The organism is Xanthobacter aminoxidans (assembly GCF_023571765.1).
GTDB lineage: Bacteria > Pseudomonadota > Alphaproteobacteria > Rhizobiales > Xanthobacteraceae > Xanthobacter > Xanthobacter aminoxidans.
Genome location: NZ_JAMJXC010000001.1, coordinates 1 through 22,021 on the forward strand (window position 1 = coordinate 1; position 22,021 = coordinate 22,021).

The 22,021-nt window shown below is 68.1% G+C and carries 17 protein-coding genes and 1 pseudogene; 11 read left to right on the forward strand and 7 right to left on the reverse strand.

Features of this window, described 5'->3' with window-relative positions:
• Positions 1-170, forward strand: a pseudogene (locus tag EJ105_RS00005) (IS5/IS1182 family transposase); the annotation flags it as partial.
• A 9-nt stretch (positions 171-179) separates the two neighbouring features.
• On the opposite strand, the gene EJ105_RS00010 reads toward EJ105_RS00005, so the two are convergent.
• Positions 180-1,427 (reverse strand): ABC transporter substrate-binding protein, encoded by a 1,248-nt coding sequence (locus EJ105_RS00010; protein ID WP_250164830.1) that lies wholly within the window; start codon positions 1,425-1,427, stop codon positions 180-182.
• 77 nt (positions 1,428-1,504) lie between these two features.
• Complete coding sequence (locus EJ105_RS00015; RefSeq protein WP_250164831.1) at positions 1,505-2,932, reverse strand: aldehyde dehydrogenase family protein; 1,428 nt, start codon at positions 2,930-2,932, stop codon at positions 1,505-1,507.
• A 301-nt stretch (positions 2,933-3,233) separates the two neighbouring features.
• On the opposite strand from EJ105_RS00015, the gene EJ105_RS00020 reads away from it, so the two are divergent.
• The 3 genes from EJ105_RS00020 (at position 3,234) to lldD (ending at position 6,252) form a co-directional block, all read left to right on the forward strand.
• Entirely contained in the window at positions 3,234-4,157 is a 924-nt protein-coding gene (locus EJ105_RS00020; RefSeq protein ID WP_250164832.1) for a cation diffusion facilitator family transporter, read from the forward strand.
• A 134-nt stretch (positions 4,158-4,291) separates the two neighbouring features.
• The gene (locus tag EJ105_RS00025) at positions 4,292-5,080 is read left to right on the forward strand and encodes an FCD domain-containing protein (RefSeq protein WP_250164833.1); all 789 of its coding nucleotides are present in this window, start codon (positions 4,292-4,294) and stop codon (positions 5,078-5,080) included.
• Positions 5,077-6,252, forward strand: coding sequence for an FMN-dependent L-lactate dehydrogenase LldD (gene lldD, locus EJ105_RS00030; RefSeq protein ID WP_029556515.1), 1,176 nt, complete (start codon positions 5,077-5,079; stop codon positions 6,250-6,252). Before EJ105_RS00025 ends, lldD begins: the two co-directional genes overlap by 4 nt.
• A 42-nt stretch (positions 6,253-6,294) precedes the next feature.
• Here lldD and EJ105_RS00035 read toward each other — a convergent pair whose 3' ends face one another.
• Both EJ105_RS00035 and EJ105_RS00040 read right to left on the reverse strand, forming a co-directional pair.
• Positions 6,295-6,921: a hypothetical protein gene (locus tag EJ105_RS00035; RefSeq protein WP_250164834.1), complete on the reverse strand. Its 627-nt coding sequence runs from the start codon at positions 6,919-6,921 to the stop codon at positions 6,295-6,297.
• A gap of 89 nt (positions 6,922-7,010) precedes the next feature.
• The gene (locus EJ105_RS00040; RefSeq protein WP_250164835.1) at positions 7,011-7,694 is read right to left on the reverse strand and encodes a TetR/AcrR family transcriptional regulator; all 684 of its coding nucleotides are present in this window, start codon (positions 7,692-7,694) and stop codon (positions 7,011-7,013) included.
• A gap of 153 nt (positions 7,695-7,847) precedes the next feature.
• Here EJ105_RS00040 and EJ105_RS00045 point away from each other — a divergent pair, with 153 nt between their 5' ends.
• The 6 genes from EJ105_RS00045 (at position 7,848) to EJ105_RS00070 (ending at position 15,455) form a co-directional block, all read left to right on the forward strand.
• Positions 7,848-9,101, forward strand: a complete 1,254-nt coding sequence (locus tag EJ105_RS00045) for an HlyD family secretion protein (RefSeq protein WP_394042239.1) — start codon at positions 7,848-7,850, stop codon at positions 9,099-9,101.
• 21 nt (positions 9,102-9,122) lie between these two features.
• Complete coding sequence (locus EJ105_RS00050; protein WP_374252186.1) at positions 9,123-10,730, forward strand: DHA2 family efflux MFS transporter permease subunit; 1,608 nt, start codon at positions 9,123-9,125, stop codon at positions 10,728-10,730.
• Positions 10,731-10,993: 263 nt separating this feature from the next.
• Positions 10,994-11,638 carry an aldehyde dehydrogenase iron-sulfur subunit PaoA gene (gene paoA / locus EJ105_RS00055; protein WP_250164837.1) on the forward strand — a complete coding sequence of 215 codons (645 nt, stop codon included), beginning with the start codon at positions 10,994-10,996 and terminating at the stop codon, positions 11,636-11,638.
• Positions 11,635-12,585 (forward strand): FAD binding domain-containing protein, encoded by a 951-nt coding sequence (locus EJ105_RS00060; RefSeq protein WP_250164838.1) that lies wholly within the window; start codon positions 11,635-11,637, stop codon positions 12,583-12,585. The genes paoA and EJ105_RS00060 overlap by 4 nt, the downstream gene beginning before the upstream one ends.
• A 3-nt stretch (positions 12,586-12,588) precedes the next feature.
• Complete coding sequence (paoC, locus tag EJ105_RS00065; RefSeq protein ID WP_250164839.1) at positions 12,589-14,802, forward strand: aldehyde oxidoreductase molybdenum-binding subunit PaoC; 2,214 nt, start codon at positions 12,589-12,591, stop codon at positions 14,800-14,802.
• A gap of 209 nt (positions 14,803-15,011) precedes the next feature.
• Positions 15,012-15,455 carry an SRPBCC family protein gene (locus tag EJ105_RS00070; RefSeq protein ID WP_250164840.1) on the forward strand — a complete coding sequence of 148 codons (444 nt, stop codon included), beginning with the start codon at positions 15,012-15,014 and terminating at the stop codon, positions 15,453-15,455.
• Between the two features lie 111 nt (positions 15,456-15,566).
• Here EJ105_RS00070 and EJ105_RS00075 read toward each other — a convergent pair whose 3' ends face one another.
• The gene (locus EJ105_RS00075; RefSeq protein WP_250164841.1) at positions 15,567-16,250 is read right to left on the reverse strand and encodes a Fe2+-dependent dioxygenase; all 684 of its coding nucleotides are present in this window, start codon (positions 16,248-16,250) and stop codon (positions 15,567-15,569) included.
• Positions 16,251-16,317: 67 nt separating this feature from the next.
• Positions 16,318-18,672 carry a TonB-dependent receptor gene (locus EJ105_RS00080; RefSeq protein ID WP_250164842.1) on the reverse strand — a complete coding sequence of 785 codons (2,355 nt, stop codon included), beginning with the start codon at positions 18,670-18,672 and terminating at the stop codon, positions 16,318-16,320.
• A 473-nt stretch (positions 18,673-19,145) separates the two neighbouring features.
• Between EJ105_RS00080 and EJ105_RS00085 the strand changes: the two genes are divergently transcribed.
• On the forward strand, positions 19,146-20,003 hold the full coding sequence (locus EJ105_RS00085) for a tetratricopeptide repeat protein (protein WP_250164843.1): 858 nt from the start codon (positions 19,146-19,148) through the stop codon (positions 20,001-20,003).
• Here the strand turns inward: EJ105_RS00085 and EJ105_RS00090 are convergent, their stop codons facing one another.
• A complete protein-coding gene (locus tag EJ105_RS00090; RefSeq protein ID WP_250164844.1) occupies positions 20,004-22,019 on the reverse strand; it encodes a MacB family efflux pump subunit in 2,016 nt (671 codons plus the stop codon).
• Between the last annotated feature and the right edge of the window lie 2 nt (positions 22,020-22,021).

Sequence of the window (22,021 nt, forward strand, 5' to 3'; positions counted from 1 at the left end):
GGCTCTGGAAGAACTGCTTCTCTCCCGTGCTCTACCGCGACCGAAACGCCATCGAGCGCATGTTCTGCCGCCTGAAAGACTTCCGGCGCATCGCCACACGATATGACCGCCTCGCCATCAACTTCCTCGCAGCAGTCAGCATCGCGGCAACCGTCAGCTACTGGTTATGAGTCTGGACCCTAGGACGGGTCCATGGTGCAGCCGATCTCGGCCTTCGTGCCGAAGGCCTTCTCGGTCGTGTCCGCGGTGTCGGAGGTCCAGCGCACCACGTCCATGTAGTCCCACTTGTCGGTGATCTTGTCCTTCAGCCGCACCACCACGGCGGGGCGCACCAGCTGGTGGTCGAAGGCCCGGAAGCCGTAGGGGACGACGCCGTCCTTCGCCTGCCAGGTCTCGAGCGCCGCCACGACCGCCTGCGGGCTGGTGGACTTCGCCTTGTCGATGGATTCCAGCAGGGCGCGCATGGCGACCCAGCCCGACCACGCCTTGTCGGAGGGCGGCTGGCCGTACTTCTCGATATACGCCTTGGTGAAGGCCTTCTCGCGCTCGCTGTTCTTGGGGTCGTTGTAATACCAGGGCTTCACATGGGTGCCGGTGGCGGCGGTGGCGCCGATATCCCAGAAGTCGGTGTCGCTGACCGCGACCTCGTAGATCGGGATGCGCCCCTTCATGCCCAGCTCGTTCCACTGCTTCATGAAGTTGGACAGGTCGAGACCGACCAGCGCACCCACCACCACGTCCGGCTTCGCCTGCCGGATCTTCAGGATGTAGGAGCTGTAGTCCGCGGTATTGACCGGCACCTCGTCGTTGCCGACCTCGGTGGCGCCGGCTTCCTGGAGCAGGGAGCGGGCCGAGCGCAGCACGTCCTGGCCGAAGGCGTAGGACGGCGTCATGAAGTAGATCTTCTTGCCCTTCAGGTCGCCGAACACGCTTTTCAGCTGCACCAGCGCCGGCGCCTGGGTGCGGAACGTATAGCGGTTGCAGTTGGCACCGGTGATCTCGCGCGCGGCGGCGCCCGCGGCGATGAGCGGCACCTTCTCGCGCTGGGCGACGCTCATCATGGCCAGAACCGCGGCGCTGGAATTGCCGCCGACGACACCGGCGACCTTATATTCGTCGGCCATGCGCGGCATGTTCTGCTGGGAAATCTGCGGGCTCGCCTCGTCGAGCCAGACGGTCTCCACCGGCCGGCCGAGGACCTTGCCCCCCTCCAGCGCCACGGCGAGCTCCGCGCCCCGGGCCATGTGCAGGCCGATGGCCGCGCTCGGCCCCTGCTTGGGCGTGATGATGCCGATCTTCACCGGTCCGTCATCCGCGCGTGCACTGCCGGCGGCGGCCAGCATGAGCAGCCCTCCGCCGACCGCGAGCGCACGACGGCGCGTCACCGCAAGAGACGATTTCCAACCGTTCAAAGGCGTCTTCTTCATGTCGTCCTCCCTTCACCGCATAACGGTGTTCATTTTTCTTTGTTTTCTGTTCCCGGCCCTGAGTTGCTTCTGCGGGCTCACACGGTCCAGCTGACGAGGCGCTCCTCGGTCATCTCGCGCACCGCATGGCGCGGTCCCTCCCGACCGAAGCCGCTGTCCTTCGAGCCGCCATAGGGCATGAGGTCCACCCGCGAGCTGGATGTCTCGTTGATGAAGACGTTGCCCACCCTGAGTGCGAAGGCCGCCTTCACCGCGTCGTCGATGCGGTTGGTGAACAGGCCCGCGGCGAGCCCGTAGGGGGTGGAATTGATGCGGGCGATGGCGTCGTCCAGGGATCTCACCGGCACCAGCGACATCACCGGGCCAAACACCTCCCGGCACCCGAGGGGCGTGGACGCGGAAACCCCTTCGAGCAGGGTGGGGGGCACCACCGCGCCTCGGCGGGGGCCGCCCACGAGCCGGCGCGCGCCCGCGGCTTCCGCCTCGGCAATCCAGCGTTCGATGCGCTCGGCGGACTCGAGGCTGATGACGGGACCCATGCCGGTCTTCGGATCGCGCGGATCGCCATAGGCGATGGCCTCGACGAGCGGCCGCAGGCGTTCTCCCACCTCGGCAAGGCGCGTCTGATGCACCATGAGGAGCTGGATGGAGGTGCACACCTGTCCGGCCTTGCGATAGGCGGCGGCGGCGACCTTCGGCAATGCGGCATCGAGATCCGCGTCATCGCCGATATAGGTGCAGGCGATGGAGCCTAGCTCCATCTGCGTCCGCCGCAGGCCGGCATAGCCCTGAATGATGCCGCCGACCTCGGTGCTGCCGGTGAAGGCGAAGAAATTGACCAGCGGCTCTTCGGCGATCCAGCGCACGACTTCGCCCCCGCCGTGCAGCACCGCGATCAGGTCCGGGGGCAGGCCCGCGGCGATCAGCGCTTCCGCCAGGAAATTGGAGGGCGAGGGGGTGTGCAGCGACGGCTTGATGATGATGGCGTTGCCGCCTGCGAGCGCCGGGCCCACCTTGTGCGCCACCGTGTTCAGCGGCGCATTGAACGGCGTGATGGCGCAGGCGATGCCCACCGGCACGCGGATGGTGAGACCGAAGCGGTTCTTCTGGCCGGGCGCGCCGCCAAAAGGCACCACATCCCCGGTGAGAAGGCGCGCCTCGATGGCGGAGAGCTTCAGCGTGTCGACGGTGCGGTTGATTTCTCCGAGAGCGTCGGAGCGGGTAAACCCCGCCTCCCGCTGGAGCATGTCGACGAGGTGCTCCGCGCGCGCCGCGACCTCGCCGGCCGCCCGCTCCAGAATCTGGCCGCGCTCATAGGGGGAGAGCCTGTCGGCAAGATGGGCGCGGTGCATGCGCACCACCGTCTCGCGCACCTGTGCCCGCGAAGGGATGTGGACCACGCCGCAGGGCTTGGTGCTGAACTTGTCGAGGATCGGAACATGGTCCGCCCCGTCGGTCAGCTGTCCGCAGATCAGAAGCTTGGCATCGTTCGGGAATGTGAGCATCGCTTTTGCATGTTTGGCGAGCCGCCCCGAGGCTGGGTTGGCGCAAAGTCGATGGTCACTCTAGGAAGGCCGGATATGGAGGAATAATACCGTTTTCCAATCCGCATATAACGAAAAGCGATGCCCTGCTGGCGCGCCCTGCGCAGGATGAGGGAGACGCGGGTGGTGGGCCGTCCTGACCCGCCGCTGTCGTTGCCGAGGCCCGTCCCGCACGGGGCTTCCCGCCTCAACGCGGCGGTTTCAAGCCGGGGCCGGCGCGGGATAGTCTGTGTCTCGAACCGGGGCGCGGGGAGGGGCGGGGATGACCGAGCAGGGGGTGCTGCGCATATCCATCGGCGTCACCCTGCTGCTGGCGCTGCTGGGCATCGTGTTCGGCCTGATGTCGGGCTCCTATGCCATCGTGTTCGACGGCGTCTACGCGCTCACCGATGCCAGCATGACGGTGCTCGCCCTCGTGGTGGCGCGGCTGATCGCGACCTCCACCGCGCCGGGAGCGCCGGCCAAGGGGTTCATCGCCCATTTCACAATGGGCTTCTGGCATCTGGAGCCCATGGTGCTGGGGCTCAACGGCATCCTGCTCATGAGCGCGTCGGTCTATGCGCTCATCAATGCCGTGGGCAGCCTCATGTCCGGCGGGCGGGCGCTCGATTTCGACCAGGCCATCCTCTACGCGGTCATCACGGTCTGCGTGGCGCTCTCGATGGCCCTGTTCGTGCGGCGGGCGAACAGGACCATCAAATCCGATTTCCTCGCCCTCGACGCCAAGGCGTGGATGATGTCGGCCGGGCTCACCTTCGCGCTGCTGGTGGCCTTCCTCATCGGCCTCGCGGTGGAGGGCACGCCGCGCGCGTGGATCTCGCCTTATATCGATCCGGTGGCGCTGGCGGTGGTGTGCCTCGTCATCATCCCCCTGCCGTTCGCCACGGTGAAGCAGGCGCTGGCGGACATCCTGCTCGTGACCCCGCCGGCGCTGAAGGAGCATGTGGATCAGGTGGCCGCCGCCGTCGTGGCGCGCTACGGCTTCCTGTCCTTCCGCTCCTATGTCGCGCGGGTGGGGCGGGGGCGGCAGATCGAGCTTTATTTCATCGTGCCCCACGGCTGGCCGGCCATGCGGCTGGAGGACTGGGACGTGATCCGCGACGAGATCGGCGTCGCCATCGGCAGCGACACGCCCGACCGCTGGCTGACCATCGCCTTCACCACGGACCCGGAATGGGCGGACTGAGCCTGCCGCAGCGCGTAAATTGGTCAGGCCAATTTTCCGCTTGCGGCCTGACCAATCTCAAGTCATAGAGTTTTCCCGCGCCACACGACGATATTGGACTGACCAATATCCCGATGCTGCGCGGGAGCCGCCCTTTGGCCGACCTGACCGACACCATCGAAGCCCTCATCGCCGAACGCGGCCTCGAGCCCGGCGAGCGCCTGCCGGCCGAGCGGGCGCTGGCGGCGGAGCTGAACGTGTCGCGGCCGAAGCTGCGCGAGGCCATCCGGCATCTGTCGAGCCGGGGCCGGCTGGTGAGCCGCAGGGGCGGGGGCACCTATGTGGCCGCGCCGGCAGAGGCACGGTTCTCCGAGGCGGCGCTTTCCGACGCGGCGCTTTCCGACGCTCTTGGCCCGCTGGCGGCCGAGGCGGCGGGGGAGCCGGGCTACTGGCATGACGTGATGGAGATCCGCAAGTCGCTGGACGCGGACATGGCCTTTCACGCCGCGCTGCGCGCCGGCCCGCAGGACAAGGCGAACCTCCAGGCGGCGCTGGAAAATGTCCTCTCCGCCGCCGCCACCGATGCGCAGACGCAGGCCAAGGCCGATTCCGCCTTCCACATGGCGGTGGCGGAAGCCTCCCACAATGCGGTGATGCGGCAGGTGATGGCGGGCCTCTTCGACCTCCTGCGCCACTCCATCTCCCGCAGCCTCGAAAAGCTCTACCTCATTCCGAGCACCGCGCAGGCGTTGGACGACCAGCACCGCGCCATCGCCGCCGCCATCATCGCGGGGCGGCCCGAAGAGGCGCGCACGGCCGCGCTGCTGCATCTCGAATTCGTCGAGGAAACCCTGCGGGAGATCGAGGACGACGCGGCGCGCCGCCGTCGCTCCTCCCGCGTCGCCCAACGCCAGAACCAGCAAGAGAAAGAACTGACGCCGTGATCATCTCCTCCGCCTCGGACTATCGCGAAGCCGCCCGCCGGCGCCTGCCGCCCTTCCTGTTCCACTACATCGACGGCGGCGCCTATGCGGAAGTGACGCTGGGCCGCAACGTCTCCGACCTCACCCAGCTCGCCCTGCGCCAGCGGGTGCTGAAGAGCGTGGGCGAGGTGGACCTGTCCACGACACTGCTCGGCGAAAAGCTTGCCATGCCCATGGCGCTGGCCCCGGTCGGCCTGTGCGGGATGTTCGCCCGCCGTGGCGAGGTGCAGGCGGCGAAGGCGGCGCTCGACAAGGGCATCCAGTTCACCCTCTCCACCGTCTCGGTGTGCCCCATCGAGGAAGTGCGCGCCAAGGTGGAGAAGCCCTTCTGGTTCCAGCTCTATGTGCTGAAGGATCGGGGCTTCATGAAGAACGCGCTGGAGCGGGCCTGGGCGGCGGGCATCCGCACGCTGGTCTTCACCGTGGACATGCCGGTGCCCGGCGCGCGCTATCGCGACGCCCATTCCGGCATGTCCGGCCCCAACGCCGCCGTGCGCCGCATGGTGCAGGCGGCGCTGCATCCCTTCTGGGCCTATGACGTGGGCCTGATGGGCACGCCGCACGATCTCGGCAACGTCTCCGCCTACCGCGGCAACAAGACCACGCTGGAGGATTACGTCGGCTGGCTCGGCGCCAATTTCGACCCCTCCATCGGCTGGCGCGATCTCGAATGGATCCGCGAGTTCTGGAAGGGGCCGATGGTCATCAAGGGCATCCTCGATCCCGAGGACGCCGAGGACGCGGTGCGCTTCGGCGCCGACGGCATCGTGGTGTCGAACCATGGCGGCCGGCAGCTCGACGGGGTGCTCTCCTCGGCCCGCGCGCTGCCGCCCATCGCCGACAAGGTGAAGGGCAGCCTCGCCATCCTCGCCGATTCCGGCATCCGCTCCGGCCTCGACGTGGTGCGCATGGTGGCGCAGGGCGCCGACGGCGTGCTGCTGGGCCGCGCCTTCGTCTATGCGCTGGCGACCGACGGACAGAAGGGCGTGGAGAATCTGCTCGATCTCTTCGCCAAGGAGATGCGGGTCGCCATGACCCTCACCGGCGCGCGCAACCTCTCGGAAATCTCCAGCGAGAGCCTCGTGCGCGAGGTGGAACGGCCGCTGAAGGCCATCTCCGCCGCGGCGGAGTGAGCGGGGGAGGGCGGTTTCGCACCTTCATGACCGCGGTGCCGCTCATTCCCGCGCCGCCATCCGCGGCGCATAGCCAGCCCGCAGCACCGCCACCGTGGGCCGGGGCGTGAGCACGGTGGCGTCTGTATCCGGGATCGGGACAGGCGCGCCGTAGCCGGCGTGGCTCCAGCGGTGGAGCGCGCCGGCCTCCACGAGGAAGGCCTCGCCCGGCCGCTCGTCCAGCGCCACGAAGGTGCCGGCGGGCAGATCGCGTAGGGCGGCGACGTGTGTCACCTGATGGCCGCGCGCGATGCGGGCCTTATGCAGCGCCTTGTCCATGTCGCCAGCACGCAGGGCCGCATCATCGGGAATGGCGAAGGCCCGGCGCCACGCCTGCTTGAACGCCTGATAATCCGCGTGCCGGCATTCGCCGCAGGGTCGATGACCGGCGGCCAGCGCCACCGCCTCGTCCATGAAGAAGAGCGGCGTGTAGCGGCGCGGATCATCAAGATCGATCCGCCGGCCCCGGAAGGATGTAACGCAGCACACCCAGCCGCGTGCGTGCCAGATCTTCTGCGTGCCGTCCCGCCGGCGCAGATTGCCCCGGTTGCCCATGAACAGGCCGCGCGCGGGCACCGCCTCGAACAGGCCGAAGGGCGTCACCCGGTTCTGGCGGTGCGTCGCGGACAATCGGTTCTCCCGCGCAGGGAATGCGATGGTCCAAGGATACGGCCGGAAGCCGGTCAGGCCCACCCGAAACGCCCGCGAATGCGCGGGCGTCAGCCGGCGGGCTTGTCCTTCGGCCCGTAGGCGGCGAGGAACACCCGGACGGCGCGGCCGACGGTGCGCTCGATGTCCGTCGGCGTCGGTCCCTCAGACAGGCCGAACATGAGCGCCTTCACCTGATTGCCCTGGCACAGGTTGAAGAACTCGAAGGCGGCGGCCTGGCAGTCGTCCACGTCGAGCCGGCCCAGTTCCACCTGCCGCTGGAGCAGTTCCCCGAGACGCCGCCCGCCATAGCAGGGGCCGGTCTCGAAGAAGGTCTGGCCGATGGCCGGAAACTTCTCCGCCACGCCGAACACCATGCGCACGAGGCGGATGTGGTTCGGCCGGATCATCATGCTCATGAAGGACACGCCGATGCGCTTCAGCAGGCTCTCCACGTCCGCGTCCGCCTCGTCGAACTCGAAGAGCCGTTCGGCGGACTGGCGGCGGTCCGCCTCCACCAGCGCGCGGAACAGGTCCGCCTTGCTCTGGAAATAGACGTAGATGGTGGCCTTGGAGACCGAGGCCGCGCGGGCGATCTCGTCCATGCTCGCGCCATCAAAGCCCTTGTGGAAGAAGACGCGTCGGGCACCGTCGATGATGTCGAGGCGCTTCTTCGCCTCCATGTCCTGCTCGGCGGGAGAGGGGGCGTTCCCGTCCGTGGCGCGCGCCTTGGCGTGTTCGAGTGCCTCGTTCATGTCCGCCCTCCTTCGGCGGGTTCCTGCATGGGACCGTTCCAACATTTTGTCAAAGTAATTGACTAAACCGTTCAGTTCAATATGATGGCTCCAGGTTTTGACTAAACCGTTCAGTCAGGCCCCAGCTGGCCGGGAGAGATCAAGGTGGCTCAGATCATCAGGAATGAAGCGGCGGCGCCCGCTTTTGCACCCGAACCGCAGCCGGACGCGCAGGCCGAACCCCCCTCGGCCGGCGTGACCGTGCTCAAGGCGCGGCGGGAGGAGACCCATCCCGCCGCGCCTGCGGTCGAAGTGGAGGCTCCGGCCGACGCCAAGGACCCCTCGAAGCCGCGCTCGCGCAAGCCGCTCATCTTCGGTTCGGTGCTGGCGGTGCTGGTCGCGGCCGGCGGCTGGTATGGGATGCACTGGTGGCAGGTGGGCCGCTTCCACGTGTCGACGGACGACGCCTATGTGGCGGCCGACACCTCGGTGATCGCGGCCAAGGTCGGCGGCTACGTGAAGAGCGTGGACGTGGAGGCCAACCAGTGGGTCAAGGCCGGCGACGTGATCGCCCGCATCGATGACGGCGACTATCGCCTCGCCCTCCAGGCGGCGGAGAACAAGATCGCCACCCAGCAAGCGACCCTCCTGCGGTTCGACCAGCAGGAGACGGCGGCCCGCGCCACCGTCGACCAGATGAAGGCGCAGCTGGCCTCGGCCGAGGCCGACCAGAAGCGCGCGCAGGCGGAATTCGACCGGCAGGACAAGCTCGCCCGCTCCGACTTCGCCAGCCGTTCCACCGTCGACAATGCCCGCGCCGACAAGGACAAGACCGCCGCCAGCGTGGAGGCCGCCAAGGCCGCCATCGCCTCCGCCGAGGCGCAGGTGGTGGTGCTCGCCGCCCAGCGCACCGAGGCGTCCCATGTGCTCGACGAGCTGAAGACCGCCCGCGATCAGGCGCAGCGCGACCTCGACTTCACCGTGGTGCGCGCGCCCATCGATGGCGTGGTGGGCAACCGGGCGGCGCAGGTGGGCCAGCTGGTGCAGACCGGCACGCGCCTCGTGGCCGTGGTGCCGCTGGAGGGCGTTTATGTGGACGCCAACTTCAAGGAGACCCAGCTCGGTCGCCTGAAGCCCGGCCAGAGCGTGGATGTCTATGTGGATGCCTATCCGGACCATGAGTTCGCCGGCAAGGTGGTGAGCGTGTCGCCGGCCTCGGGCTCGGTATTCAGCCTGCTGCCGCCGGAGAACGCCACCGGCAACTTCACCAAGATCGTGCAGCGCATTCCCGTGCGCATCGCCATCGATCCCAGGGTGCTCGCCAAGCGCGAGCTGCGCCCCGGCATGTCGGTGACGGCGACGGTGGACACCAAGTCCACCCCCGCCACCTCCACGGCCGCCGCGCCCGCCCCTTCGCCCGCGTCCTGAGCCCGGACCGGAGGCGCGGCCATGGCCGACACCCTGACACTGAAGCCATCCGCGGCCGGCGCCCCTCCTGCCGCGCCTCCTGCGGCCCCCGCCGCGCATGTGGACGGGCGGCGCATGTTCGCCTTCCTGTGCATGGTGTTCGGCATGTTCATGGCGATCCTGGACATCCAGATCGTCTCCGCCTCGCTGGCCGAGATCCAGGCGGGCCTTGCCGCGTCGTCGGACGAAATCTCCTGGGTGCAGACCAGCTACCTCATCGCCGAGGTGGTGATGATCCCGCTCTCGGGATTCCTGTCGCGGGCGCTGTCCACGCGCTGGCTGTTCGCGGCCTCGGCGGCGGGCTTCACGCTCATGAGCTTCATGTGCGCGACCGCCTCCTCCATCAACGAGATGATCGTCTACCGCGCGCTGCAGGGCTTCCTCGGCGGCGGCATGATCCCCACCGTCTTCGCCGCCGCCTACACGGTGTTCCCGCGCGAGAAGCAGCCCATCGTGGCGCCTATGATCGGCCTCGTGGCGACGCTGGCGCCCACCATCGGCCCGACGGTGGGCGGCTATCTCACGGACCTGTTCTCCTGGCACTGGCTGTTCCTCATCAACGTCATCCCCGGCATGTTCGTGGTGCTGGCGGCGGTGACGCTGATCGACTTCGACGAACCGGATTTCGCGCTGCTCGACAAGTTCGACTGGTGGGGCCTGCTGTTCATGGCCGGCTTCCTCGGCAGCCTTGAATTCGTGCTGGAGGAGGGGCCGACCAACGACTGGTTCGAGGACCAGACCATCGTCGCCTTCGCCATCGTGTGCGCCGTGTCATCCCTCGCCTTCTTCGCCCGCGTCTTCTCCACCGATCATCCGGTGGTGGACCTGCGCGCGTTCGAGAACCGCAATTTCACCATCGGCTCGGCCTTCAGCTTCATCATGGGCATCGGGCTCTACGGGCTCACCTATCTCTATCCCGTCTTCCTCGGCCGGGTGCGCGGCTACTCGGCGCTCATGATCGGCGAGACCATGTTCGTCACCGGCATCGCCATGTTCCTCACCGCGCCCATCGCCGGACGGCTGATGACCAAGATCGACCCGCGCCTCATGATGGGCGCCGGTTTCGCCGCCTTCGGGGTGGGCACGTGGTGGGTGACGTACATCACCAAGGACTGGGACTTCTGGGAGCTGCTCATCCCGCAGATCCTGCGCGGCGTCGGGCTGATGATCGCGATGATCCCCATCAACAACATCTCGCTCGGCACCATGCCGCCGGCGCAGATGAAGAACGCGTCCGGCCTGTTCAACCTCATGCGCAATCTGGGCGGCGCGGTGGGGCTCGCGCTCATCAACACGGTGTTGAACAACCGCTGGGATCTCCACCTCGCCCGCCTCCACGAGCATGTGGACTGGGCAAGCTCCACGGCCGTGGAGCGGCTGGACACCATCACCGCCGGCCTCGCCCGGCTCGGCTCGGATGCCTCCGCGGCGGCGCTGAAGCAGATGGCGGCCATGGTGCGCCAGCAGGCCCTGGTGATGGCCTTCTCGGACGTCTTCTACCTGCTCACCTTCCTGTTCGTCGCGCTGGTGATCGCCGCGCCTCTGATGAAGCGGCCCAAACCCGGCGCAGGAGGCGGCGGGGGCCACTGAGAAGGTTCCGGCGCCGGAGGCGGCGGGAGTCACTACCTTCATGCCCGGACGAGGCCCGGCCCGCGCGCGCGACGGCCTGACGGTTCCGTGATCCCGCAGTGCGGAACCGCGCGTCCGCGCCGGCGTTGGACGCCGGTTCGGCAGGCGTCGTCTGGCCGGCCGGCCCGATCCATGCGCATCCTGACGGCAACGGCCGCGCTCGCGCCGCTCCGCATCCGATTCCATCAGCCACAGGCACCCGTCCGAAGGAGGATCAGGCACCCATGGCGCGCTCCCATGATCTCGATATCAACCGGCGTGAGGTGATCCTCGCCGGGGCCGCCACCGCGGTCGCCTCCTCCCTTCCCGGCGGCGCCGAGGCCCAGCCCGCTGCCCTGCCGGGGGCATCCGGCCCCAGCCACGCGACGGTCTCCCTCACCGTCAACGGCGTCATCCGCGAAATCGAGGTGGACACCCGCACCACGCTCCTCGACCTGCTGCGCGAAAACCTCCAACTCACCGGCACCAAGAAGGGCTGCGACCACGGCCAGTGCGGCGCCTGCACGGTCATCGTGGACGGCCGGCGGATCAATTCCTGCCTGTCGCTCGCGCTCATGCACGAGGGCCAGAGCATCACCACCATCGAGGGGCTGGGCACGCCCGACCAGCTCCACCCCATGCAGGCGGCCTTCGTGACGCATGACGGCTACCAGTGCGGCTATTGCACCCCGGGGCAGATCTGCTCGGCGGTGGCGGTGCTCGCCGAGGTGAAGGCCGACATTCCGAGCCACGTCACCGATGACCTCACCGCGCCCATCGCCCTCACCGAGGCGGAAATCCGCGAGCGCATGAGCGGCAACATCTGCCGCTGCGGCGCCTATTCCAACATCGTGGAGGCCATCGTCGAGGTGGCGGGGAGGCGCGCATGAAGCCCTTCACCTATGAGCGCGCCCTGACGCCGGCCGCTGCGGCGGGCGCGGCGGCGGCGACCCCCGGCGCCCGCTTCATCGCCGGCGGCACCAATCTGCTCGATCTCATGAAGCTCCAGATCGAGACGCCGGCCCACCTCATCGACGTGAACGGCCTCGGCCTCGACCGCATCGAGGCGACGGACGACGGCGGCCTGCGCATCGGCGCGCTGGTGCGCAACACCGATCTTGCCGCCGACGCGCGGGTGCGGCGGGATTATCCGGTGCTCTCCCGCGCCCTGCTGGCGGGCGCCTCCGCGCAATTGCGCAACAAGGCGACTACCGCCGGAAACCTGCTCCAGCGCACGCGCTGCCCCTATTTCTACGACCCCGCGCAGGCCTGCAACAAGCGCGCGCCCGGCAGCGGCTGCGCCGCGCTCGGCGGCTATTCACGCCAGCTGGCGGTGATCGGCGTAAGCGAGGCCTGCATCGCCACCCATCCCAGCGACATGGCCGTGGCCATGCGCGCCCTCGATGCGGTGGTGGAGACGGTGCAGCCCACGGGCACCACGCGGAAGATCGCCATTGCCGACTTCCATCGCCTGCCCGGCGACACGCCGCACATCGAGACCGCGCTGGAGCCCGGCGAGCTCATCTCCGCCGTGACCTTGCCGAAGCCCGTGGGCGGGCGGCAGGTCTATCGCAAGGTGCGCGACCGCGCCTCCTACGCCTTTGCCCTCGTCTCGGTGGCGGCGTTGGTTCAGGAGGACGGCACCGGGCGCATCGCGCTCGGCGGCGTGGCCCACAAGCCGTGGCGGGTGGAGGCGGCGGAAGCCGAACTGCCGCGGGGCGCCAAGGCCGTGACCGAGCGCCTGCTCGCCGGCGCCAAGCCCACCCCCGACAATGCGTTCAAGGTGACGCTCGTGGAGCGCACCCTCGGTGCCGTGCTGGCGGACGGGAGGAATTGAGCCATGAAGTTCGACACCCCTGCCGCCGACAATCCCATCGACCAGCTGAAGATCATCGGCCAGCCCGTCTCCCGCATCGACGGGCCGCTGAAGACCACAGGCACAGCGCCCTATGCCTATGAGCGCCACGACGTGGCGCCCAATGCCGCCCACGGCTTCGTTGTCGGCGCGACCATCGCCAGGGGCCGCATCACCGCGCTCGACACGTCGGCCGCGGAGGCGGCGCCGGGCGTCGTCGCCGTGGTCACGGCCGCCAACGCGGGGCCGCTGAAGAAGGGCAACAACAATACGGCGCTGCTCCTCGCCGGCCCGGAGGTGGAGCACTATCACCAGGCAGTGGCGCTGGTGGTGGCCGACACGTTCGAGCAGGCCCGCGCGGCCGCCGCGCTGGTGAAGGTGGACTATGCCCCCGCCGAGGGCGCCTTCGACCTCGCCAAGGCCATGGACGGCGCCGTTAGACCTGAGAAGGGCGACGGCATGGGCGGGGCGGCCGACACGGCCGTGGGCGATTTCCACGGCGCCTTCGCCGCCGCCCCGGTGCGCCTCGACGCCACCTATTCCACCCCCGACCAGACCCACGCCATGATGGAGCCATACGCCTCCACCGCCGCCTGGGACGGCGACCGGCTGACGGTGTGGACCTCCAACCAGATGATCGAGTGGGGCCGCAGCGACCTCGCGCGCATGCTCGGCCTGCCCAAGGACAGGGTGCGCCTGATCTCCCCCTACATCGGCGGCGGCTTCGGCGGCAAACTGTTCATCCGGGCCGATGCGCTGCTCGCCGCGCTGGGCGCGCGGGCGGCGGGGCGGCCGGTGAAGGTGGCGCTGCATCGTCCGCTGATCGTCAACAATACCACCCACCGTCCGGCCACCATCCAGCGCATCCGCATCGGCGCCGGGCGGGACGGGCGCATCACCGCCATCGGCCACAAGAGCTGGTCCGGCGACCTGCCCGGCGGCGGCTTGGAGACGGCGGTGAACCAGACGCGCCTGCTCTATGCCGGCGCCCATCGCCTCACCGCCATGCGGCTCGCCACCCTCCATCTGCCCGAGGGCAACGCCATGCGCGCCCCCGGCGAGGCGCCCGGTCTGATGGCGCTGGAAATCGCCATGGACGAGATGGCGGAGAAGCTCGGCATCGACCCGGTGGAATTCCGCGTCCTCAACGACACCGAGCGCGACCCCGAAAACCCCGACCGCCCCTTCTCCCAGCGCCAGCTGGTCGCCTGCCTGCGCCTCGGTGCGGAACGGTTCGGCTGGAGCCGGCACAATCCCAAGCCCGGACAGGTGCGCGAGGGCGACCAACTGATCGGCATGGGCATGGCGGTGGGCTTCCGCAACAACCTCCTCATGAAGTCGGGCGCGCGGGTGCGGCTCGATGCCGAGGGCCGGGTGACGGTGGAAACCGCCATGACCGACATCGGCACCGGCAGCTACACCATCCTCGCCCAGACGGCGGCGGAGATGATGGGCGTGGGGCTCGACAAGGTGCGCGTGGTGCTGGGCGATTCATCGCTGCCCGCCTCCTGCGGCTCGGGCGGGCAATGGGGCGCCAACAACGCCACCTCCGGCGTCTATGCCGCCTGCATGAAGCTGCGCGAGGAGGTGGCCCGCACCCTCGGCTTCAATTCCAAGGAAGCGGTGTTCGCCGATGGCGAGGTGCGCGCCGGCAACCGCGCCGTGCCGTTGGCGCAGGCGGCGGGCGCGGAGGGGCTGACGGCGGAGGACACCATCGAATATGGCGACCTCGCCAAGCGCTACCAGCAATCCACCTTCGCCGGCCATTTCGTGGAAATGGCGGTGGATGCCGCCACCGGCGAGGCGCGGGTGCGGCGCATGCTGGCGGTGTGCGCGGCGGGTCGCATCCTCAACCCCAAGACCGCCCGCAGCCAGGTGATCGGCGCCATGACCATGGGGGTGGGCGCCGCGCTGTTCGAGGAGCTGGCGGTGGACACGCGCCACGGCTTCTTCGTCAACCACGACCTCGCCGGCTATGAGGTGCCGGTGCACGCCGACATCCCGCACCAGGAGGTGATCTTCCTCGACGAGACCGATCCCACATCCTCGCCCATGAAGGCGAAGGGCGTGGGCGAGCTGGGCCTGTGCGGGGTGGGCGCGGCGGTGGCCAACGCGCTCTACAACGCCACCGGGGTGCGGGTGCGGGACTATCCCATCACCCTCGACAAATACATCCACCGCCTGCCCGAGGTGGGGTGAGCGGAAAACGCGTGCGCGACTGTCGGGAGTGCCGCGCGCCGTTCGTCCTTTAGGGGTGACGGGCGGCGCCGCCGCCTCTAGAGCGCGATCCGATCAAATTGAATCAATTTGATCGGTGAATCGCCCTCTCACTTTAAGCAAGAGAACGCGTGATCCGATCTGATCGCGATGCGATCAGATCGGCGCGTGCTCTGACAGGGAGAAGAGACATGCCCGGCACCGTTCGCCTGCATCGCATCCTCACCACCAGCCCGGAGAAGGTCTATCGCGCCTTCATCGAGGCCGATGCCCTCGCCAAGTGGCTGCCGCCCAACGGCTATACCTGCACGGTGCATCATCTCGACGCCGTGGTGGGCGGCACCTTCCGCATGTCGTTCCGCAACTTCACCACCGGCCACAGCGATGCCTTCGGCGGGGAGTTCCACGAGTTAGTCCCCGGCGAACGCGTGCGCTACACCGACCGCTTCGACACGCCCGCCCTGCCCGGCGATATCGACGTGACCATCGTGCTGAAGAAGGTCTCCATGGGTACCGAGGTGGAGATCACCCAGACCGGCATCCCGGACGTCATTCCCGTCGAGGCCTGCTATCTCGGCTGGCAGGACTCCCTGCGCAATCTGGCGCGGCTGGTGGAGCCGGAGATCAACCAGTAGCCCGGGCTTTCGCGTTGCCTTCGCTCAGGCGCCGCGCGGGCTTTCTGTGTTGCCCTCGCTCAAACACCGCGCGGGCTTCTCCGTTGCCTTCGCTCAAACGCCGCGCGGGCTTTACATCTGCGCCCAGCTCCGGAGCAGGTTGTGATAGACGTTGGTGAGCTGGAGCACCGCCGGCTCGTGGTCCGGCAGGCGGCTGCGCACGGCCATGATGGCGAGGTCGAGATCGTAGAGCAGGGCGCGGCGGCCATCGTCCGGGATCATGGACTGGGTCCAGAAGAAGGAGCCCCAGCGGCTGCCGCGGGTGATCTCGTTGACGCTGTGCAGGCTGCTGGCGGGATAGACCACCGCATGGCCCGCCGGCAGCTTCACCTCGTGGACGCCGTAACTGTCCTCGATGAGCAGTTCGCCGCCGTCATAATCGGCGGGATCGGTGAGGAAGACGGTGGTGGAGACATCCGCCCGCATCCGCCGCCCCGCGCCGGGGATGGCCCGGATGGCGCCATCCACATGGGCGCCGAACTTCATGCCCACGTCGTAGCGGTTGAACATGGGCGGCAGCACATGGAGCGGCATGGCCGCCGAGTTGAAAATCCCGTTGCGGCCCAGCGCCCGCAGGATGAGATCACCCAGCTCCTGCGCCTCGGCCGACTCCACCGGAATCTGCAAATTCTGCTTGGATTTCGCCGCCTGCACGCCGGCCGTCACGCGGCCGTCCACCCAGGGCGAGCCTTCCAGCACGCGGCGGCAGTGGGCGACCTCGGCCGCGGTGAGGAGATCGGGGATTTCAACGAGCATCGCGCATCCAGAAACGGGGAGCGTCGGCCCGGCCGTGTCGACCGCGCCGACGCCGTTTTCGTGACGATCAGAAGGTGTAGCCCACGCTCAGCGTGAACGAGCGGCCCGGCGCGGGAACGGCGCGGTTGCCCCAGCCGGCCGAATAGTTCAGCGCGTTGGTGAGGTTGTAGCCGTTGAGCGCCACGCGATACTTGTCGTGCTTGTACGAGATCAGCGCGTCGAGCGAGAAGGTCTCGGGAATGATGGCCGTGTTGGCGCTGTTGGTGAAATAGCCATCGGCATAGGTGATGCCGCCGCCCACCAGAAGCTGGCCGGGAATGGCCCGCACCACGCCGCCCTTGATGAGGTCGTAGGTGGTCCAGAGCGTGAAGTTGTTGGGCGAGACGAAGGGCACCTCGTTGCCGATGTAGCTCAGCGTGGTCGAGGTGAGGATTTCGCTGGAATAATAGGCGTAGCCGGCCTGGATGGTCCAGGCGTCGGTGATGGTGCCCGTCACGCCCAGCTCGATGCCCTGCACCCGCTGGTTTTCACCGCTCTCCACCGAATTTCCGGTCACGGGATCGGTGTAGAAGACATTGCTCTTGTTGATGCGGAAGACCGCGCCGGTGAGCCCGAGCCTGCCGTCCAGCACCGAGACCTTGGCGCCGGCCTCCCACGTCTCGTTGTCTTCCGGCTCGAGATTGTTCTGCACCGGGTTGACCACGGTTACGTCGTTGGTGGGAAAGCCGCCCTGCGGGCTGAAGGACTTGGCGTATGAGACATAATAGGTCTGGGTCTTGGTCGGCTCCCAGATCAGCGAGGCCTTGGGGCTGAAGAAGCGGGTGTTGGAATCGGCGTTGATCCAGGTGCCGTTGCTGTTCTTGCAGCCCGGCACGGTGGAGGTGCCCTGCGCGTCCACGCACCAGTATTTGTAATCGGCCGAATAATTGTCCCAGCGGATGCCGCCGAGGATGGAGAGCTGGTCCGTGAACCAGATGCGGTCGCTGGCGAAGGCGCCGAAATCATAGCTGTTGCTGATCTTCTGGCCGTTGTTGCCGAACGGATTCTCGTAGAGATAATAGCCGGTCGTGTTCTCGTAGACCGGGAGCCAGATGGTCGAGAGGCCCTTGGAGCCGTTGAGGGAAAGCAGGTTGCGGCTGTCGTTGACGAAGTAATAGTCGATGCCCGTCACCAGCTCATGCCTGAGGAAGCCGGTGTTGAACTTGGCGGTCATGGTCGCGACATTCTCGGCCGCGAGACTTTCCTGCAGATAGCCCGGATTGCCGCCGCCGAAGGTGATGGCCGGGTTGTTGCCGGCGAAGAACTGCCCCGTGCAGCTCGCGGCATAGGTCTTCGGCGTGGCTGGTACCGTATTGGTCGAGCCGTTGCTGCAACCCGGCACCGAGGCGGCGAAATCGCGCGTGTAGTATCCGACGCGGCTGTCGTTGGTGAAGGTCAGCCAGTCGTTGATCTCGTTCTTGTAGTTCGCCGTGAACATGTTGGTGTCGGTGATGTCGCGGTCCGTCACCTTGCCGTAGAAATTGGAGCGCGGAACGCCCCATTCCGTCACCGGCACGCCGATGGCGCCGAACTTCTTCGCATCGTTGAACAGCGGCGTCACGATGGGCACGCCATAGTCCGGCGTGCGGTCGCCGTGCTGGTAGAGATAGTTGAGGTAGAGCGTCTGGCTGGTACCGAGGCCGAAGCCCAGCGAGCCCATGAGGCCCCAGCGGTTGGCCTCCACATGGTCGCGGTCCACGATGTCCTGGGCGTTGAACATGCCGACGATGCGGGCGGCCGTGGTGTCGTCGATCTGCTTGTTGAAGTCGAACACGCCGCGATAGAGCGGGCCGGAGCCGAACTGGCCGTCCACGTCATACTTGTCGCCGCGGTGCGCCTGCTTCAGCTGCATGTTGATGGCGCCGCCCGTGGTGCCGGAACCGAAGCTCTCGGAACTCGGCCCCTTGAACACTTCCACGTTCTCGTAGGCGAAGTTGTCGCGCACATAGACGCCGAAGTCGCGCAGGCCGTTGATGAAGACGTCGCCCTTGGCCTGGAAGCCGCGGATGCGGAACTGGTCGCCGTTCATGCCACCGCCGCCCTCGCCGATGCCGACAGTGACGCCCGGAACATTGCGCAGCGCCTGCTCCAGCGTCGTCACGCCCTGCTGCTGCATGGTCTGCTGGGAGATGACGGTGACGGTCTGCGGCGTGTCCTGAATGGTGCCGGGCAGGCGGGAGAGGCCGGTGGTCGCCTCCAGCGAATTGACCGGCTCGCCATCGGCATCGACCACGATGGTCGGCAGGTCGGTGTCGCCGCCGCCCGGCGCGGTCGCCTGCTGCGCGAAGGCCTCCATGAACGGCACGGCTGACAGGCCCATCACCAGGCCGGCGCCCACCGTCGAACGCGACATGGTGGGCCGAAGTGTGCTCAACGCTCCCATGATCTTTCCCCGTAAGGTGAGATGCCCGGCGATGCTTGCGGCGGCGCGCTGCGGGCTGGTTTCGGCAATAGTCGAGCGCTGACGGAACGGGCGTCAGGGCGGTATCTGCAATAATGAGCGCGAAATGAGGAGTTAAGGTCTGTCTCGGACCATGACGAAGCAAAGCCTGACTGTAGGCGCGCCACCCCTCAACCGGGCGGCGGCACGTATATGGAAGTCATCATTCTGTTACGTGACGTATAGAGGCCGCGCATTCCGCAGCGCAACAACTATGTTTTTGATCTGGTCCAAGGTGGGTCGAAAAGTGGCGGATGGAGATATGGCAATAATCAATGATACATATCGGTACACCGCCTGAAATCATTCAAAACAAGAACTGTTCCATTTAAGAACTGCGCGTCCCGGCTTGACATGAAGGCGCGTCGCAACGGTCTATCGCCCCGGCATGCCCCTCGGGGCGCGGCGGGCCGGGCATGGGCGACGAGCGGATTTCCTACAGCGCCCTGAAGGGCATGAGCGCGGATGAGCTGCGCGCGGGGCTGGCGGCGGAGCCGGCGCGGAGCGTCGCGCTGGTGCGGGCGGCGGCGCACAACGGCATCTTGAGCGCGCAGGTGGTGTACGGCCAGATGCTGCTCGACGGCCTCGGCGTCGCGCGCGATCCGCAAGCCGCCTACCGCTGGTTCACCAGCGCGGCGGAGGCCGGCAGCCTCGACGGCGTGAACATGGTGGGGCGCTGCCATGAGAAGGGCTGGGGCGTGCCGCGCGACCTCGACGCGGCGGCGCGCCGCTATCGCGCGGCGGCCGACGCGGGGCATGTGTGGGCGCAGTTCAACCTCGGCACGCTGCTGGTGAATGCCGCCGATTTCGCCGCTGATCCGGCCCTTGCGCTCCACTGGTTCGTGCGGGCGGCGCGGCGGGGGCATCCCAAGGCCATGGCCATGGTCGGCCGGTTTCTGGAGCAGGGCTGGGGCCGGCCGGCCGATCCCGTGGCGGCGCGCCGCTGGTATCGCCGCGCGGCGCTCGGCGGGGATTATCGCGGCCAGTTCGACTATGCCCGCACGCGCTATGCGGACGGCGCGGCGGAGGAGGCGTGCGCCTGGTTCGCGCGCTCCGTCGAGACGGCCGTCCCGGACTTCTGCCGGCTGGCGGCCGAGGGCCTGCGCGCGTCCGGCGATCCTGCGCTCGAAGCCATCGCCACGCGGGCGCTGGAGCGGGTGCGCGCCGCCGAGGAGGCGCAGGCCGCGGCCGAGAGAGACGAGGCGCAGGCCCGCGCCGCCGCCCGCGCCGCCCGCCCGCGTCGCGGCTTCGGGCGCTGGCTGCGCAGGCGCTGATCAGTCCCGCGCCAGCGCCGTCACCGGGTCGAGGCGGGAGGCGTTGCGCGCCGGCAGATAGCCGAAGCCCACCCCGATGAGGCTGGAGCACACCACGGCGGCGATGATGGAGCTGGCCGAATAGATCAGCGTGAAGTTCGAGCCCGAATAGGCGAACAGCACGCCGAACCCCAGCGCCAGCGCGATGCCGGTGACGCCGCCCACGAGGCACACCAGCACCGCCTCGATGAGGAACTGGTTGAGGATGTCGCTCTGCCGCGCTCCCACCGCCATGCGCACGCCGATCTCGCCCACCCGCTCCGACACCGACACCAGCATGATGTTCATCACCCCGATGCCGCCGACGATGAGGGAGATGACCGCGATGGCGGCGATCAGCACCGTCATGGTCTCGGTGGTGGCGGTGATGGTGTTGCGGATGTCGTCGGTGTTGATGATGAAGAAGTCCTTGGTGCCGTGGCGCTGCAGGAGGAAGCGTGTCACCTGCTGCTCGGCGACATCCATGGGCGCGTCGTCGGCCACCTTCACGGTGATCGAGCGCAGCGAGGTGGAGCCCACGAAGCGGGACTGCACCGAGGTGTAGGGCAGGTAGACGGAGAGGTTCTGGCTGGAGCCGAACCCGCCCTGCTGCGGCGCCGCCACCCCCACCACGCGGGCGAACACGTCGCCGATGAGGATCACCTTGCCGAGCGGCCCGCCGGGCACGTCCGCGAACAGGGTCTTGCGGGTGTTCTCGTCGATCACCGCCTCGAGGGTGCGGGCGCGCACGCTGTCGGCGTCGAACAGCCGGCCCTGCGTCAGCCGCACGCCCTTGGCGGCGAAGTATCCCTCGCCGACGCCGTTGATGAGGGCGCTGGCCTCGGTGCCGCCGAAGCGCACTGTGGTGGATTTGGAGACGGTGGGCGTCACCGCCGCCACATAATGCTGGCGGGCGAGGGCATCGGCATCCGCCACCACGAGGGTGGTGATCTTGCCCGATCGTGTGTCGCCGAAGGTGCGGCCGGCGAAGATCTCCAGCGTGTTGGTGCCGAGGCTGGAGATGTTGGCGAGCACCTTCTGCCGCGAGCCCTCGCCCAGCGCCACCACGCACACCACCGAGGCGATGCCGATGATGATGCCGAGCATGGTGAGGAAGGTGCGCAGCCGGTGCGCGTTCATGGCCAGCAGCGCCATGATGAAGGCCTCGTAGAGCCGGTCGCCGAAGGCGCGCCAGCGGGCGATGCGCGAGGGCGGCGCGGCGGCGGCCCTGGGCACGCTCACCATGCGGGTGCGGGCGGCGGCGGAGGGACGGTCGGCGACGATCTCGCCGTCGCGGATCTCGATCACCCGCTGGGCCCGCTCGGCCACCTTCATGTCGTGGGTGACGATGATGATGGTGCGGCCTTCCGCGTTCAGCTCGTCGAGAATGCGCAGCACCTCGGCGCCGCTCCGGGAATCGAGCGCGCCGGTGGGCTCGTCGGCGAGGATCACGTCGGCGCCGTTCATCAGGGCGCGGGCGATGGAGACGCGCTGCTGCTGGCCGCCGGAGAGCTGGCCCGGCCGGTGGCCGGTGCGGTCCGCCATGCCGAGCCGGGCGAGGATGGCTTCCGCCCGCTCGCGCCGCGCCTCGGCATTGGCGCCGGCATAGACGGCGGGGATCTCCACATTGCCCAGCGCCGAAAGCTCGCCGAGCAGGTGATAGCGCTGGAAGATGAAGCCGAAATGCTCGCGCCTGAGCGCCGCCAGCTCGTCCGGCTCCAGCGCCGCCGTCTCCTTGCCGCTCACCCGGTAGCTGCCGGAGGTGGGCCGGTCGAGGCAGCCGAGGATGTTCATGAGGGTCGACTTGCCCGAGCCCGAGGCGCCGACGATGGCCACCATCTCGCCGCGGGCGATGTCGAGGTCGATGCCCTTGAGCGCGGCGATGGTGCCCTCGCCGGAGGGATATTCGCGCCACACGCCCTTGAGCTGGATCAGTGGCGCTTCGCCGGTTTCCGCCAGAGGCGGAGCGAGGGATAGGTTCATATTTCGCGCGTTCATGC